This window comes from Aliidiomarina quisquiliarum, assembly GCF_023922585.1.
Lineage (GTDB): Bacteria > Pseudomonadota > Gammaproteobacteria > Enterobacterales > Alteromonadaceae > Aliidiomarina > Aliidiomarina quisquiliarum.
Genome location: NZ_JAMFTN010000014.1, coordinates 249,516 through 266,229 on the forward strand (window position 1 = coordinate 249,516; position 16,714 = coordinate 266,229).

Here is a 16,714-nt window from a genome sequence, read left to right on the forward strand (position 1 = left end):
ATGACACACAGGCCATTTATTACAACAGGAGTTGAATTCATGTCTGATCAAAAAATTAATCCAATGGGTACCGACGGTTTCGAGTTTGTTGAATACACTGCACCAGACGAAAAAGGTATTCAGGCACTGAAAGACTTATTCAAGCAACTTGGCTTTACTGAAGTAGCGAAGCATCGCCGTAAAGAAGTATGGCTGTATAAGCAAAACGACATTAACTTTATTATAAATGCCCAGCCAAGCTCGCAAGCAGAAACCTTCGCTTCAGCTCACGGTGCAAGCGTATGCGGTATGGCATGGCGGGTAAAAGACGCCGAGCACGCCTTTAAACATGCATTAGCAAACGGCGCCAAAGAATTTAAAGCCGACGTTGGTGTAATGGAGCTGAATATTCCTGCCGTGTATGGCATTGGTGAAAGCGCACTGTATTTCGTTGACCGCTACGGCCAGCACAGCATTTACGACGTCGACTTCCAGTTTTACGACAACTGGGAAGCCGAAATGTTGAAGAATGAATCGGGCATGGACTTAGTCGACCACCTTACCCATAACGTGTTCCGTGGCAACATGGACGTTTGGGCTGGATTCTATGAGCGCATTGCCAACTTCCGCGAAGTGCGTTACTTCGACATTGAAGGCAAGCTAACGGGTTTAATTAGCCGCGCCATGACCTCGCCTTGCGGTAAAATTCGTATTCCTATTAACGAGTCGCACGACGACAAGTCACAAATTGAAGAATACTTACGCGAATATAAAGGTGAAGGTATTCAGCATATTGCCATGAACAGTAACGACATTTATCACACGGTGCGTACCCTACGCGACGGCGGTATGGAGTTTATGCCTACCCCAGATACTTATTACGAAATGATTGATGAGCGGGTAGAAGGGCACACGGAAAACGTGGAAGACTTAAAAGACTTACGGGTACTGATTGATGGTGCGCCCTTAAAAGACGGTATTTTGCTGCAAATATTTACCAAAACAGTAATTGGCCCTGTGTTCTTCGAAATTATTCAGCGTAAAGGCAATGAAGGCTTCGGCGAAGGTAACTTTAAAGCTTTGTTTGAATCGATTGAAGAGGACCAAATACGCCGCGGAGTATTAAGCGATGCGTAAACCTATCTCGTTTCCGAAACAAGTGGGTACGGCTTCGCGCCAAGCCCACGCTGATTTCCCACCAGAAGCTATTTATGAACGGGAGGCCGGCCGAAGTGGATTCTTCGGCCCAGCCACGCACTTTCATCATACCCATGCGCCTACGGGCTGGAGTAGCTGGGAAGGCCCATTGCGACCACGGGCTTTTAATTTTCACCAAATGCAAGAGCTCAATACGGCCTCGCCCTGGATGGCACCTCACTTATTGCATAACGCCCACTGCAAGTTTCGTATTTGGCACGTTAGTGAGCCCATGAAAAAGCTAGCCCGTAACTCCGATGGCGACGATTTGTTGTTTATCCACGAGGGTGGCGGTGAGTTTTTTTGCGACTATGGCCATTTAACCTTGCGCGACGGTGACTATTTAGTTATTCCACGCTCAACCAATTGGCGCTTAGAGCCTAGTTCGGCCATGCAAATTGTCATGATAGAAACCACCAATGGCTCGTATCAGTTGCCCGATAAAGGCTTGGTGGGGAATCATGCTATTTTTGATCCGGCCTGTTTAGACGTACCAGAAATCAACCAAGCCTTTAAAGATCAATACAGCAACGACAGCTGGCAAGTAGAGGTGAAACGGCACGGCGAAGTGTCGGTGATTACCTTTCCTTACAACCCCCTTGATGTGGTGGGTTGGCATGGCGACTTAGCCCCCGTGCGGGTAAATTGGCGCGACTTTAGACCGTTGATGAGCCACCGTTATCACTTACCACCTTCGGCCCATACCACTTTTGTGGCCGAACGGTTTGTGGTGTGTACCTTTGTACCACGGCCGATTGAAAGCGACCCAGGGGCGTCGAAAGTGCCTTTCTATCATAACAACGACGATTACGACGAAGTGTTGTTTTATCATGCGGGCGACTTCTTTAGCCGTGATAATATTGCCAAGGGCTCGGTAACTTTTCACCCCGCTGGCTTTACTCACGGGCCGCACCCGAAGGCCTTTCAAGCGGGTTTAGAATATAAAAAGAAATTCACCGACGAAGTGGCACTGATGCTCGACACGCGCGATGCGCTTAGTGTTGGCGAAGCGGCCCTAGCTGTTGAAAACCCAGACTATGTGAATAGCTGGCAGGAGAAGAAATAATGAAATTGGCAACCTACCGCAATGGTACCCGCGACGGCTATTTAGTTGTTGTAAGTAAAGACTTAACCCGCGCCGTGGCCGTACCTGAAATTGCGGCTACCTTGCAAGACGCCCTCGACCGCTGGCAAGACGTTGAGCCGCAATTACGCGAAGTATATATTGCGCTTAACAACAACAAATTAGCCGACGCTGTGGCTTTCGATGAAAGTGCCTGCGAGTCGCCCTTACCACGTGCATACCAATGGGCCGACGGTAGTGCCTATGTAAACCACGTGGAATTAGTGCGTAAAGCCCGTGGGGCAGAAATTCCAGAAAGCTTTTGGCATGATCCCCTCATGTACCAAGGTGGCTCCGACGCCTTTATAGGCCCGCGCCAAGACGTACCTTTACCTAGCGACGAGTGGGGTATCGACTTTGAGGCGGAAATCGCCGTTATTACCGACGACGTGCCAATGGCAGTGAACTCAGCCACAGCTGGTGAGCACATTAAGCTACTCATGCTGGTGAATGACGTGTCGCTGCGTGGCCTTATTCCGGGTGAACTGGCTAAAGGTTTTGGTTTTTTTCAGTCGAAACCCTCTTCGGTGTTTTCGCCGGTGGCAATTACTCCAGACGAGCTAGGGGAACATTGGCAAGACACCAAAGTGCATTTGCCGTTAATGTCGACCTATAACAAGGCCTTGTTTGGCAAACCTAATGCGGGCGAAGACATGACCTTCAACTTTGCTCAGTTAGTGGCCCACGCGGCAAAATCACGCCCTTTAAGTGCGGGTACTATTATTGGCTCAGGTACCGTGTCGAACAAGCAAGGCACTGAACATGGCAGTAGCATCGCGGAAGGCGGTGTGGGTTATAGCTGTATTGCTGAAATACGCATGATCGAAACCATTCGCGACGGCAAACCAAGTACGCCATTTATGAGCTTTGGCGACAGCATTCGTATTGAAATGTTAGATGAGCAGGGCGCTTCCATTTTTGGCGCAATTGACCAAAAAATGGTGAAGTATCAAGGGCCAAATTCGTGAAACTGTACGGTTACTGGCGCTCGTCGGCAAGTTACCGCACCCGTATAGCGCTGCACTTAAAAGAATTGGCTTTTGACTATGTGCCGGTGCATTTAGTGCGCGGCGGCGGTGAGCAAAAACAAGCCGACTATAAAAAGCTAAATCCAATAGGGCTGGTGCCTACCTTGGTGGATGGTGATTTTACCATTAACCAGTCGCTGGCCATTATTGAGTACCTAGACACTTTACACCCAGACGTACGCTTGATTCCAACCGATCCGCAACAAGCGGCAATTGTGCGTATGTTGGCGCTTGATATGGCGGCCGAGCTACAACCCATTACCAACTTACGGGTGCTGCAGTATTTAACGGGCACCTTAAAGGTTACTGATGAAACACGCTTGGCGTGGATTCATCATTGGGTGAACACTACCTTTAGTGCCTTCGAGCAGCGCCTACACCAACACGCAGGCAGTTGCTGTGTTGGCGACACGGTAAGCTTGGCCGACATTTGTTTAGTACCACAGGTATATAATGCCAAGCGCTTTAAGGTCGACTTAAGCCCTTATCCGAAAATTATGGCGGTATATAAACACTTAGAAAGCCTTGCTGCCTTTCAACGGGCACGACCCGAAGCTCAACCCGACGCTGAACCCGACGCTAAAGGATGACCATTAAACGCAATCGCGCTCGCCACCAGCGGGCGCTTTTGCTTTAATAGGGCACAACTTTCAGTAGCCTAGAAATTTATATAGGAACGAAGAATGAAAAAAACACTCGTGTTAGCCATTTCAGCTGCACTGTTTAGCACCTCGTGTGCCATGACAGACAGCACAACTGCTACGGCGGCAGTTATTGTGCCGGCCGCCAAACTTAGCACCGCAGTGCAGGTTAATAAGCCCAGCCTTAGCCAAACAGCAGCGCAAACCTTTACCCTTGAACAAATTATGGCCGACCCCGACTGGATGGGCCGCAGCCCAGAGCGGCCATTTTGGTCGGTAGACGGCAGCAGCGTATTGTTTCAGCAGAAGCAAGCCGGTAGCCCTGTACGCACCTTGCAACGGGTTTCTTTAGCAGCCGAGCAGCCCTTGGTGAATGAAGTGGCATTAAGTGCCCTGCACCAAGAAGCGACTGATTCGCGGGTGTATAGCGCTGATCGCAGCCAGGCTGCTTATGTTTTTGAGCGTAATATTTTTGTGATCAATACCGCCAATGGCCAGATTCAACAATTAACCCAAGATCACCAAAACCGTTCAAGCTTGCAGTTTTTAACCGATGGCCGCTTAAGCTTTCGCCAAGGTAACGACTTTTTCGCTATTGACCCAAGCAGTGGCCGTACCCAGTTATTAGTTAGCTTAGCAACGTCAGACGCCCCTGAGCCGGTGCAGGCGCCAGCCGACTACCTTGCTAAGGAAGAAGTAGAGTTAATGCTGTACAACCAAGTACAGCGCCAACAGCGCCAGCAAAACCACGATTACCGCACAGCCGTACAAACAAATAACGCCGCCACAGCACCGGCGCCGTTTTATTTAGGTAAAAACAAGCAAATAGCAGAAGCCAGCCTAGCGCCAACGGGCGACAAACTTATTGTGGCTATTACCGAGCCACAAAGCTGGCGGGCCGACGGCGACCACATGCCGCGCTTTGTCACCGAATCAGGCCGCGTTGAGTTACAAAATGTGCGTCGCCGTGTGGCCGATGCCAAACCTGTACATCAGGAGCTATTTTTACTTGACCTAAACACGGGCACCAAACATCAGCTGGGCTACCACACCTTGCCAGGCTTTGATGAAGACGTGCTAAAAAGTGTGCGTGAAGAAAACTACGCCGCTCGAGGCGAAAAATACGAAAGTAAAAAAGCTGCCCGTGCCATTGGCGTAATGCCTAATTGGTCTGCAGGCCAAGGCAATATAGTTTGGCAAACAAACGGTGAAGGCGCTGCAACAGGTGTTGCGACTGGGGTTGCAATAATGCTGCGCGCCTGGGACAACAAAGATCGCTGGATCGCCACTGTCGACTTTAATAACCACACTTTAGTGAACCAGCATCGCCTGCACGACGATGCCTGGATTAACCGCCACTTTAACGATATGGGCTGGTTACCGAACAGCAACAAGCTGTGGTATTCATCGGAAGAAAGTGGCTATGGCCATATTTATATTCGCGACCTAGCCAATAAAGGCCGTACCCAGCAAATTACCGCGGGCAACTATTTGGTTGACGAAGTGGTGCTCGATCAAACAGCGGAGAATTTTTACTTCCGTGCCAATAAAACCCACCCTGGCGTGTATGAAATTTACCGCGTGTCGGTGAATGGTGGTGACGTGGTGCAGTTAACCAACTTAGGCGGCATGACCAGCTATAGTTTAAGCCCAGACGAGTCGACGCTATTGTTGTCACACTCGAACGCGCTACAGCCAACCGAGCTTTATGTGCAAGCCAACCAAGTAGGGGCGCAAGCACAGCGCATTACCCATACCATTTCTGAGCAGTTTAGCGCCATGCCTTGGACCGCGCCCGACATTGTGGCGGTACCTTCAAGCCATGGTGAACACCCCATTTATAGCCGGGTGTACTTGCCGGAAGGTTACGACGCCAATGCCGCCGACAAATACCCAGCGGTGGTGTTTATACACGGAGCGGGTTACTTGCAGAACGCCCATGCGGGTTTCTCGGGTTACTTCCGCGAATTTATGTTCCACAACCTGCTGCTTGAACAGGGCTATGTGGTACTCGACTTAGACTTCCGTGGCTCGGCTGGCTACGGCCGCGACTGGCGTACGGCCGTGTACCGCCAAATGGGCACACCTGAAGTAGAAGACTTAGTTGACGTAGTGCAGTGGATGGGTGAAAACACCAATGTAGACACGGATAGGGTGGGTACTTACGGTGGTTCGTACGGTGGTTTCTTAACCTTTATGGCTTTGTTTAAAGAGCCAGGTTTGTTTAAAGCCGGTGCCGCATTACGCCCGGTAAGTGACTGGGCCCATTACAACACCGGTTACACGGCAAATATTTTGAACTTGCCACAAGACGACCCTATTGCCTACCGTCGTAGCTCGCCCATTTACTTTGCCGACGGGCTACAAGACGCCTTGCTCATTAACGCACCTATGGTAGACGACAACGTGTTCTTCCAAGACACGGTGCGTATTGTGCAGCGTTTTATAGAGCTGGAAAAAGACAATTTTGAAACAGCTATTTTCCCAGTTGAGCCGCATGGCTTCGTGCAACCGTCGAGTTGGTTAAATGAATACCGGAAAATGTTTAAGTTGTTTGAAGATAATTTAAAGTAATCGTTTAAGAAGTCAGCAAAACCCCCGACCTAGGTTGGGGGTAATGCAATTGCATTACCTCTTTGTTCATACTACAATAAAAATTAATGAAAGAAGTAAAAAATAGAGGTTGCTATGACACATGTTGCTTTAGAAGCTGAATCTACACTTACAGACCGTTTTCAAACGACAGTGCCTAGTCCTGTTCGTCAGGCATTGCACTTAGGTAAGAAAGACAAAATCAAATATGCTATTCAGTCTGATGGCAGCGTGGTTATCTCGCGTGTAGAAACAAATAAAAGCGATCCTGTGCTTGCCGAGTTTTTATCATTCATAGCGAGCGATATGCAGAATCATCCAGAAAAGTTAGATCAGATATCAGCAAGTATGCGTGAAAGTGTTGCTGCCTTGGTTGAAGGTGTTGAGATTGATTTAGATGCTCCGTTATTGGATGAGGACGAGTAAGTTTGCAAAAAACGCTACCAATGGTCGTAAATGGTTGGACACTTTACCTTCATCCATTGTTTAAAGAACAGTACCTTAACCTGAAAGCACAAGTTGAGGCTTTACGGAATAAAGATCCTAAGGGCTACCGTAAAAAGAATGCCACGAAACGATTAGCGGCGATTCAAAGGCTAATCTTCGAATTAATACCACATGATCCTACTAGCGTTGAGTTTCGACAGGGAACTACATTAGGGGGTGATAATAAGCATTGGTTTCGAGCAAAGTTCTTCCAACAGTACCGCTTGTTTTTTCGCTATCATTTAGAGTCAAAAATCATTGTTTATGTTTGGGTTAATGACGAGAAAAATAAACGAGCATACGGTAGCAAGACCGATGTTTACAAAGCGTTCGAAAAAAAATTAAAGTCAGGTTATCCTCCTGAGAATTGGGATGACCTTTTAAAAGCAGCCAAGGACGAAGTTGCGACGTAACAAACACCGTTCAAAGCAAAAGCCTCGCACTCTGAATTGCTCCCTGTAATTGGAATGTCCAACTATTAGGGAAGCAATTCAACTTGCGGGGCATTTTTTAATTCAAATAATGTACTGATACATTAAAAATCGGCGCTGTGTGGTGCCCGTGGGAAGGGGATAACATCACGAATGTTCGACATACCGGTTACATACGACACTAAGCGCTCAAAGCCTAAGCCAAAGCCGGCGTGAGGCACGGTACCATAACGGCGTAAATCGCGATACCAGCCGTATTCTTCTTTTGGCAGACCCATTTCATCAATACGCTTGTCGAGCAAGTCTAAACGCTCTTCACGGGCGCTACCGCCAATAATCTCACCAATACCTGGGGCTAATACGTCCATGGCGGCCACGGTTTTACCGTCTTCATTCTGGCGCATATAGAAGGCTTTAATATCACGCGGGTAGTTTTTCAAAATAACCGGCGCACCCACGTGCTCTTCAGCTAAATAACGCTCGTGCTCCGACTGTAAGTCGACGCCCCAAGCCACAGGGTATTTAAACTCTTTTCCGCTTTTCAACAAAATGTCGATCGCGTCGGTGTAGTCCATGTGCACGAAATCGTTGTTAATCACGTGTTCTAAACGCGTAATGGCTTCTTTGTCGATACGCTCGGCAAAAAATGCCATGTCGTCTGGCCGCTCGGCAAGCACCGCTTTAAACACATATTTGAGCATGTCTTCGGCAAGTTTGGCGACACCGTCTAAGTCGGCGAAGGCCACTTCCGGCTCAACCATCCAGAATTCCGCTAAGTGGCGGCTGGTGTTTGAATTCTCGGCACGGAAAGTGGGGCCAAAGGTGTACACCTTTGACAGGGCACACGCATAAGCTTCAGCGTTCAGCTGGCCCGATACGGTTAAGAAGGCTTCTTTACCGAAAAAGTCTTGTTTGTAATCAACACTGCCGTCTTCATTGCGCGGGATATTAGTCATATCCAGCGTCGACACATGAAACAGCTCACCGGCGCCTTCGGCGTCACTGGTGGTAATAATAGGGGTGCTGACCCAGAAGAAGTTTTCTTCATGGAAGAAACGATGAATGGCCTGGGCGAGCGTGTGGCGTACACGGGTTACTGCGCCGGTTACGTTGGTGCGAGGGCGTAGGTGTGCATACTCACGCAAATACTCCATGGTGTGCCGTTTAGGCGCCATTGGGTAGGTTTCAGGATCTTCTACCCAGCCTAATACCTCAAGCTCACTGGCAAGAAGCTCAAACTCTTGGCCTTTACCTTGCGACTCGGTCACGGTAGCGGTTATCGACACAGAACAACTGGTAGTTAGCTTCAGTACTTCGTTCTGATAATTCGACAGCGAATTGGGAACCACAGCCTGCACAGCGTCAAAGCACGAACCGTCGTGCAAATTTATAAAGGAAAAGCCTGCTTTTGAGTCACGGCGTGTGCGTACCCAACCACGAAGCACTATGGTGTCGCCCACAGCATGTTTTCCTGCCAAAATGTCTTTGACAACTGCAAAGGTCATTGATGTTCTCCAACTGCAAGTTAAAAATGATTCGATATATTACCTTGCCTGCTATGATACTCAAGCTAAAACGTCGGCTCTAGTATTTTTTCACTCAAGTAGGCAATAAGCCTGCATGGCGGTAGTCAGCTGTTTTATGTCGTCTTGGTTACAAATATACGGCGGCATAATGTAGATCAGTTTACCAAACGGGCGGATCCAAACGCCTTGCGCCACAAAAAAGGCTTGGGCCTTGGCTACATCCACGCTCGCCACCATTTCAATCACACCGATGGCACCAAACACCCGCACATCGGCCACACTGTTATAGGCGCGGCAGGGGGCGAGTTCGTTGATAAGTTGTTGCTCTATACGGGCGACATCGGCGCGCCAGCTGCCTTCTTCAATAAGGCTTAAGCTTTCATACGCGACAGCGCAGGCTAATGGATTCGCCATAAAAGTTGGCCCATGCATGAGTACGCCGGCTTCACCGTTACTTATGGTGGTGGCCACATGGCGCGTAGCTAACGTGGCCGCTAAAGTCATATAACCACCCGTAAGGGCTTTACCCACGCACATAATGTCGGGGCTAATGCCCGCATGGTTACAGGCAAACAATTCGCCGGTGCGGCCAAAGCCTGTGGCAATTTCGTCGGCTATAAGCAATACATCGTATTCATCGGCTAAGCGCCGCACGCCGGCTAAATAATTCTTATGGTAAAACCGCATTCCCCCAGCGCCTTGCACCATAGGCTCTAAAATAATGGCGGCAATACTATTGGCGTGCTGCTCTAACAGTTGCTGCATAGCATCGAGCTCGCTGTTATCCCATTCATCGTTTGGGGTAAGTTCGGGAGCCGGAGCAAATAGGTGTTGAGGTAATACTCCTTGAAAGAGCCCATGCATTCCATTGACCGGATCACACACGGCCATGGCGGCAAAGGTGTCGCCATGATACCCCTGGCGAATGGTGAGTAGCTTTGATTTTGCTGGCAAACCACGGCTGGCTTGAAACTGTAGCGCCATTTTTATTGCTACTTCCACCGCAATAGAGCCGGAATCAGCAAAGAATACCGTTTCTAAGGGCTCAGGTGCCATTGCTAGCAGCTTTCGAGCTAGGTGTACGGCAGGAGGGTGGCTAATACCGCCAAACATCACATGGCTCATTTGGCTGGCTTGATCAGCCAAAGCTTGGTTTAGCCGCGGGTGGTTATAACCATGTATGGCCGACCACCACGACGCCATACCGTCCACCAATTCGGTACCACAGGCTAATTTAAGTTTAGTACCCGCCGCAGAAACTACCGGATAGGTAGGTAAAGGCGTGGTTAACGACGTATAGGGGTGCCAAATGTGCTGGGCATCAAATAATAAGTCTGACTGGATTGATTGAAAAGTAAGCATAGGTAAACTTGGTTGTTGTAACAATATTGACAGTTTACCTTGTGCGGTTATTCTTATCGAGTTTATTCATGGGCAATGGAATTTATTATGACCACTTTATGGCCGCGAGAGCAAATTAAAGCCTTGTTTGATCTCCCTTTTAACGATTTACTATTTCAAGCGCAAACCGTGCATAGGCAGCACTTTAAACCCAACGAAGTGCAAGTGTCTACGTTGCTTTCTATTAAAACCGGGGCATGCCCGGAAGACTGTAAGTACTGCCCGCAGAGCGCGCGTTACGACACCGGCTTAGAAAAAGAACAGTTAATGGCAGTGCAGCAAGTGCTAGAGCAAGCCGAGCGGGCTAAAGCTACGGGCGCTACTCGTTTTTGTATGGGCGCCGCTTGGCGCGATCCGAAAACCCGCGATATGCCAAAGCTACAAGCCATGATTACTGGTGTAAGAGAACTTGGCTTAGAAACCTGTATGACCTTAGGCATGCTCGATACGGAAAAAGCACAGGCATTAGCTGCCGCAGGGCTCGACTATTACAACCATAATCTCGATACCTCACCTGAATATTACGGCGATATTATTACCACGCGTAGCTATGCCGACCGCTTAAATACACTAAACAATGTGCGAGAAGCCGGCATGAAAGTATGCTCGGGCGGTATTGTGGGTATGGGCGAGAAAGCGTCCGATCGGGTGGGGCTATTACAACAATTAGCCAATATGGAGCAGCCGCCGGAAAGTGTACCTATTAATATGCTGGTTAAAGTAGCCGGCACGCCCATGGCTGATTTGGATGATCTCGACCCCTTTGAATTTGTTCGTACCATTGCTGTAGCGCGTATTTTAATGCCTAAATCGCACGTGCGTTTATCGGCGGGGCGCGAAGACATGAGCGATGAATTACAAGCCTTGTGCTTTTTCGCTGGGGCGAACTCTATTTTCTATGGGGAAAAGTTACTTACTACTGCCAACCCGGTGGCCGAGTCGGATCAACGTTTATTTGAGCGCCTCGGCATTGTGCCAGAGCAGCGCCAACTTGAGCACACCGACCTTGCTCACGAAGTAGAGCAGGTTGAACTGGCGCAGCAAGCGCTTGAACCGAAGCCGCTGTTCTACAATGCCGCACCGAATGCCACAGCAAATGCCGCCCCTTAAACGAGGCCGCAAAGCATGAATAAACTGAATCAGGCACTACAGGCTTATAAACAGCAGCGCCAGGCCAGTAGCCTGTGGCGTGAACGTGCCCGTTATGATGCGGTGCCGCTATGCTATAACTTTTCTAGCAACGATTACTTAGCTTTAAGCCGTGATCCTGCTGTTATTGCCGCCTTTCAACAAGGGCTTGAACAATGGGGCACGGGCTCGGGCGGCAGCCCGCTTACCACTGGCTACCAAGCGCCACATCGTGCGTTGGAAGAGCAACTATGCGACTGGCTTGGCTTTGAGTCGGCGCTGTTGTTTAGCTCGGGCTATGCAGCTAACCAAGGCACACTGCAGGCGCTTGGCAAGTTAGGTATTACCCCGCTATTAGATAGGCTAAGCCATGCGTCGCTGTATGCAGGTGCCTTGCAGGCGTTACCCGCCCATAAGCCGCTGCTACGCTTTAAGCATAATGATATGGCACATTTGCGCCAGCAGCTTGCCAGCCTGAACAGCGATGCAGCCGCTGTGATTGTTTCCGAAGGATTGTTTAGTATGGACGGCGACAACGGCCCCTTTGACCAACTGATTGGGTTAAAACAGCAGCAATTGCAAGCGGGTATAGACACTTTGTTATTGATCGACGACGCCCATGGCTTGGGTAGTCAAGGTATCGCTGGCCAAGGCAGCCTGAGCCAAGCACAGCGGCAACAGGTTGATTTATTTAGCGCTACTTTTAGTAAGGCGCTGGGTTGCCAAGGTGCCTTTGTGGGCGGTAATAAAAGCTGGATCGAGTACCTTGTACAAACTGCAGGCGAGTACATTTACAGTACCGCCATGCCGGCGGCGCAAGCTTGCGCTGTGCTGGCGGCTATTCAACTGGTGCGCGAGCAAACGGCTGCTGATTCGCTACAGCAACGGTTAGCCAACCACATACAGCAGTTTCGTGCTTTGGCAGAACAACATGGCCTGCATTTTATGCCTTCAACCAGCGCCATTCAGCCCTTAGTGGTAGGCCGAGCAGAGCGGGCACTGTATTTAAGCCAAGGGCTACAACAGCAAGGCTTTACCTGTGTAGCTATTCGGCCGCCTACGGTAGCCCAAGGCCAAGCGCGGTTACGCTTTACCGTAACCTTGCACCAAACTCCGCAGTCGATGGCGCGATTATTTCAGGCCTTAGCCAGCTTAATGAGCCAAGGCACGGCTATGGGGGGCAGCGCCACATGACGATAGCTTCTACAGCGATGAACTCCAGGCCAACGCCGCAAAAGAATGTACAACGGGCATTTGATCGGGCGGCGCAGCGCTATTATGACCATTGCTACGCTTTGAATAGGGAATCTCTGCAGCAGCAAAGCGCAGGTTTATTGTTGCAACAGTTATATCGGCAGCACCAGCCTATGGCTGGCGGCGTTAAACAATTATTAGATCTTGGTTGTGGTATGGGCGTGCATTGGCCCAAATTGAAGGCACTGAGCGAATACTACACGGGAGTCGATTTATCGGCGCAAATGATCAGCCAAGCGCGTTTGCGCTATCCGGGCGAGCATAGCTGCACAAGATGGATTGTGGGCGACGCCCAAGCGATGCCGTTACAGTCTGGGTTTGCCGACCGGGTGTTTTCTAATTTGGCCTTGCAGTGGTGTGCTGATCGCCAAGCGGTGGCGAATGAATTATATCGGGTAAGTAAACCAGGCGGCGTAGTGCATTTTTCTACCTTGGTGGCGGGCAGTTTAACGCCGCTTGAACACTTAGTAGAGCTGGGTTTATTGCCCGTGCTGAATAACTACCCAGCTGCGGCCAAATGGCAGCAACACTTACTGCAAGCAGGCTTTACTCAGGTGCAATGGCAGCAGGTAGAAGTTGCTACTTTTCATAACAGCGGCACCGATTTGCTGCGCAGTATGAAAAACATTGGTGCCAGCCAGCGCCAAAAACACAGCCCCAATAGAGCGGCGCAAGGGTTACGTACCCCCCACTGGTTACAACAAGTTAACGCTGAACTAGAGCGTTACCGACAACCGCAAGGTATTCCGCTAAACTACCAAGTAGCACTAGTGTCAGCCACCAAAGGTAGCAGCAAGCACCTTCACTTATAAATGGATATTATTGTATGGCTAAGCGTATTTTTATTACCGGCACGGACACCGAAATAGGCAAAACAAAAGTAGCTAGCTTGGTGTTATCAACCTTTCCATTTCAAGCCGTTAACCATGGTTGGAAACCCATTGCAGCGGGCTGCGAGCGTGCTGGCGACGGCCCTTGGGTGAACGACGACGCGCTTATTCTGCAGGGCGCAAGTAATAGTAAGTTCGACTACCGGCTAGTAAACCCGATTGCCCTGAAAGCCGCTATTGCCCCACATATTGCCGCCCAGCGGGAAAGCGTTGAGCTTTCGGTGCACGTATTACAGCAGCATTATGACGCCTTACCTGAACGCATTGACCATTTAGTGATTGAAGGGGCAGGCGGGTGGTTATTACCATTGAACAATACAGAAACCCTAGCCGACTGGGTGGTGGCCAATAAGTTACCGGTATTGTTGGTGGTGGGTATGCGGTTAGGCTGTTTGAATCATGCGTTACTGACTTGGAGCGATATGCAAGCGCGGGGCGTTGACTGTGTTGGCTGGGTGGCTAATTCGCCACAAGCAAAGCAGATGTCTGAATATGACGCCAATTTGGCTTATTTAAAACAAGCCTTACCGATGCCTTTACTGGCTGAAATACCGTTTTTTAACTGCCCCGAGCAAGAGCACCAATGGTTGCAGCAGCATGCCCAATTTGGTGAGCAGCTGCTGCAAGCAACGAGTGCGGTAAAAGGCTAAAAGATAAAAGCTTACAGCCAGTGCGAACAGTTGCTACCGGCTTTTAGCGTTCTGCGTTGTTGATCGGCAAACACCACGCCGTCGCGGTCGCCAAGTAAGTGCATGTGCTGGCCTTGTACCTTTAACGCGGTGCCTTCCATAATGCCAATGACTGGGGTGTGGTTATCCACCACCATAAATTCTGCAATACGCTGGCTGCGGGTTTCACCACGGTGGCCTTCAGGCATAGCGTCGGTAAAATGTGGGTTTAGCTGAAAGGGAACCGCATTTATAGCGTTAAACGAGCGCGGCTGAATAATAGGCATGTCGTTGGTGGTACGAATACTTGGTCCTGCTATGTTTGAACCGGCACTCCAACCCGCATAGGGCATACCTTCGTTTATGCGGCGTTTAAGAATGTCTAAGCTACCGGTTTCATACAGTTTGTGCAGCAACATATAGGTGTTACCGCCACCCACAGCCACGGCTTCTGCTTCTTGCATGGCTTGGCGTGCATCTTCATATTCATGAATACCTGTTACTTTCACATCAATTTTAGCAAAGGCTTCTGCCACCATGGCGGTATAATCGGTTGCGCTAACAGTGACGCCCGCATAGGGAATAAAAAGTACCTGTTTGCCTGCAAAATGCTCGCTTAACCAAGCCAGGCCATGGTCTAAATAATCGGGGTTAGCGGCTCGTGAACTACTCATTAACAGCAGGTTACGCATAGTAAAGTCCTTTCAAAACATAAAAAAAGAGGCGATCAGCTTAACATTTACCGGGTCAACATTGAACTGAGCTGATATGCCCCCATATTATTAGCACTTACTAATTTTCAACCGTATTTATTTTGCAAGGTTAACGAACGAATGAAACGTATTGCCTTATTTTTAGCGACCAACCTGGCCATTTTGGTTGTGTTCAGTATTGTTATTAATATTTTAATGGCGGTGTTTGGCATTGACTATGGCAGCACCCAGGGCTTACTTCTATTTGCTGCCGTATTTGGCTTTGGTGGCGCTTTTATTTCACTTGCCATGTCGAAGTGGATGGCCAAACGCGCTACGGGCGCGCAGGTTATACAACAGCCACGCAACGACACGGAACGTTGGCTGTTTAATACGGTGGCTCGGCAAGCCCAACAAGTGGGCTTAACCATGCCTGAACTGGCTATTTATAACTCGCCCGAGCCAAATGCTTTTGCTACTGGGCCCAGCCGTAATAATTCTTTAATTGCTGTTTCAACCGGCTTATTACAAAGCATGACCCGCGATGAAGTAGAAGCGGTGCTGGCCCATGAAATGAGCCACGTGGCCAACGGCGATATGGTAACGCTGACGTTAATTCAGGGCGTGGTAAACACCTTCGTTATTTTTCTTGCCCGGCTTATTGCTGGCGCGGTAAACAACGTGTTGCGTGGTAATCAAGAAAACAGTCGCGGCCAAGGCGGCTTTGTTTACTTTGGGTTAGTCGTATTGTTTGAAATTATGTTTGGCTTTTTGGCTAGTATTATTGTGATGTATTTCTCGCGGCAGCGTGAATACCGAGCCGACGCTGGTGCCGCCAAGCTGGTTGGGGCGAATAAAATGATAGCTGCGTTACAACGCTTAGGGCAGGGCCGCATTCGAAATGACGAGTCGGCGCTGGAAGGGTCGCTTGCTGCCTTTGGTATTCGTGCGGGTAAAAAGTCGGCGAGCGAATTATTACTCACGCATCCGCCGCTTGAAAAACGCATTATGGCGTTACAACAAGGTCGTTTTTAATGATTTTAGAGTTTAAAAACTTAACCAAGAATGAAATTTACCACACGGTTACTCAAACCTTAGTGCCACGACCTATTGCTTGGGTGCTTTCAACCCATACCGACGGCCACTTTAATTTGGCACCGTTTTCGTATTTCACCGCCGTGTCGAGTACACCGCCATTGTTAATGTTTTCGGTAGACGCCAAAGCGCCAGGGCTTAGTAAAGACACTGCGGTAAATATTAAACAGTCGCCTTATTTTGTGGTGCATATTGCCAGTGCTAGCCAAGCCGAGGCGGTGAATGAAACCTCGCGTACTTTGCCAGCTGAAGAGTCGGAATTGAATAATATAGACATTCCACTAACGGACTTTGCCGGTTTTCCATTGCCCCGACTACGCGGTGTGCCCATTGCGTTTGGTTGTAAATTACATAGCACGCAGCAAATTGAAGGAACCTTGCAAACCCTTGTTTTTGGCGAAATTGAGCAGGTATATATTGACGACAAGTGTGCCACGGTAACGGAATATGTAGACAAAACCGGTCGCCAGCGTAGCCGTTTAACGGTGGATGCCACTCAACTAGACCCATTAAGTCGTTTAGGGGCTGGCGAATTTGGTACCTTAGGGCAGATTAAAACAGTAGCAAGGCCCCGATAAATAAG

Annotated in this window: 15 protein-coding genes and 1 pseudogene; 13 read left to right on the forward strand and 3 right to left on the reverse strand. The window is 49.3% G+C overall.

Annotation, left to right across the window (positions count from 1 at the left end; translation table 11 throughout):
• The first annotated feature begins 39 nt into the window (after positions 1-39).
• The 7 genes from hppD (at position 40) to M1L23_RS03915 (ending at position 7,459) form a co-directional block, all read left to right on the forward strand.
• Complete coding sequence (gene hppD, locus M1L23_RS03885; protein WP_252625808.1) at positions 40-1,116, forward strand: 4-hydroxyphenylpyruvate dioxygenase; 1,077 nt, start codon at positions 40-42, stop codon at positions 1,114-1,116.
• Complete coding sequence (locus tag M1L23_RS03890; protein WP_252625809.1) at positions 1,109-2,242, forward strand: homogentisate 1,2-dioxygenase; 1,134 nt, start codon at positions 1,109-1,111, stop codon at positions 2,240-2,242. The genes hppD and M1L23_RS03890 overlap by 8 nt, the downstream gene beginning before the upstream one ends.
• Complete coding sequence (locus tag M1L23_RS03895; RefSeq protein ID WP_252625810.1) at positions 2,242-3,267, forward strand: fumarylacetoacetate hydrolase family protein; 1,026 nt, start codon at positions 2,242-2,244, stop codon at positions 3,265-3,267. The genes M1L23_RS03890 and M1L23_RS03895 overlap by 1 nt, the downstream gene beginning before the upstream one ends.
• Positions 3,264-3,917, forward strand: coding sequence for a maleylacetoacetate isomerase (gene maiA, locus M1L23_RS03900; RefSeq protein WP_252625811.1), 654 nt, complete (start codon positions 3,264-3,266; stop codon positions 3,915-3,917). Before M1L23_RS03895 ends, maiA begins: the two co-directional genes overlap by 4 nt.
• Before the next feature lie 93 nt (positions 3,918-4,010).
• Positions 4,011-6,542, forward strand: a complete 2,532-nt coding sequence (locus M1L23_RS03905) for a S9 family peptidase (protein ID WP_252625812.1) — start codon at positions 4,011-4,013, stop codon at positions 6,540-6,542.
• Positions 6,543-6,656: 114 nt separating this feature from the next.
• A complete protein-coding gene (locus tag M1L23_RS03910; protein ID WP_252625813.1) occupies positions 6,657-6,986 on the forward strand; it encodes a type II toxin-antitoxin system PrlF family antitoxin in 330 nt (109 codons plus the stop codon).
• 20 nt (positions 6,987-7,006) lie between these two features.
• Positions 7,007-7,459: a type II toxin-antitoxin system YhaV family toxin gene (locus tag M1L23_RS03915; RefSeq protein ID WP_420840627.1), complete on the forward strand. Its 453-nt coding sequence runs from the start codon at positions 7,007-7,009 to the stop codon at positions 7,457-7,459.
• Between the two features lie 122 nt (positions 7,460-7,581).
• Here M1L23_RS03915 and asnS read toward each other — a convergent pair whose 3' ends face one another.
• Complete coding sequence (asnS, locus tag M1L23_RS03920; RefSeq protein WP_252625815.1) at positions 7,582-8,982, reverse strand: asparagine--tRNA ligase; 1,401 nt, start codon at positions 8,980-8,982, stop codon at positions 7,582-7,584.
• 90 nt (positions 8,983-9,072) lie between these two features.
• Positions 9,073-10,365 carry an adenosylmethionine--8-amino-7-oxononanoate transaminase gene (gene bioA / locus M1L23_RS03925; RefSeq protein ID WP_252626153.1) on the reverse strand — a complete coding sequence of 431 codons (1,293 nt, stop codon included), beginning with the start codon at positions 10,363-10,365 and terminating at the stop codon, positions 9,073-9,075.
• 87 nt (positions 10,366-10,452) lie between these two features.
• On the opposite strand from bioA, the pseudogene bioB reads away from it, so the two are divergent.
• From bioB to bioD, 4 genes and pseudogenes are all read left to right on the forward strand, one after another.
• A pseudogene (gene bioB / locus M1L23_RS03930) lies at positions 10,453-11,391 on the forward strand (biotin synthase BioB); the annotation flags it as partial.
• 138 nt (positions 11,392-11,529) lie between these two features.
• A complete protein-coding gene (locus tag M1L23_RS03935; protein ID WP_252625817.1) occupies positions 11,530-12,726 on the forward strand; it encodes an aminotransferase class I/II-fold pyridoxal phosphate-dependent enzyme in 1,197 nt (398 codons plus the stop codon).
• Positions 12,723-13,598 carry a methyltransferase domain-containing protein gene (locus M1L23_RS03940; protein ID WP_252625818.1) on the forward strand — a complete coding sequence of 292 codons (876 nt, stop codon included), beginning with the start codon at positions 12,723-12,725 and terminating at the stop codon, positions 13,596-13,598. Before M1L23_RS03935 ends, M1L23_RS03940 begins: the two co-directional genes overlap by 4 nt.
• A gap of 14 nt (positions 13,599-13,612) precedes the next feature.
• Positions 13,613-14,326 carry a dethiobiotin synthase gene (gene bioD / locus M1L23_RS03945; protein ID WP_252625819.1) on the forward strand — a complete coding sequence of 238 codons (714 nt, stop codon included), beginning with the start codon at positions 13,613-13,615 and terminating at the stop codon, positions 14,324-14,326.
• Positions 14,327-14,337: 11 nt separating this feature from the next.
• Here the strand turns inward: bioD and pepE are convergent, their stop codons facing one another.
• On the reverse strand, positions 14,338-15,036 hold the full coding sequence (gene pepE, locus M1L23_RS03950; protein ID WP_252625820.1) for a dipeptidase PepE: 699 nt from the start codon (positions 15,034-15,036) through the stop codon (positions 14,338-14,340).
• A gap of 141 nt (positions 15,037-15,177) precedes the next feature.
• Here pepE and htpX point away from each other — a divergent pair, with 141 nt between their 5' ends.
• Together htpX and M1L23_RS03960 are read left to right on the forward strand one after the other, a co-directional pair.
• Positions 15,178-16,071 carry a protease HtpX gene (htpX, locus tag M1L23_RS03955; protein ID WP_252625821.1) on the forward strand — a complete coding sequence of 298 codons (894 nt, stop codon included), beginning with the start codon at positions 15,178-15,180 and terminating at the stop codon, positions 16,069-16,071.
• Entirely contained in the window at positions 16,071-16,709 is a 639-nt protein-coding gene (locus M1L23_RS03960; protein WP_252625822.1) for a flavin reductase family protein, read from the forward strand. Before htpX ends, M1L23_RS03960 begins: the two co-directional genes overlap by 1 nt.
• Positions 16,710-16,714 lie beyond the last annotated feature (5 nt).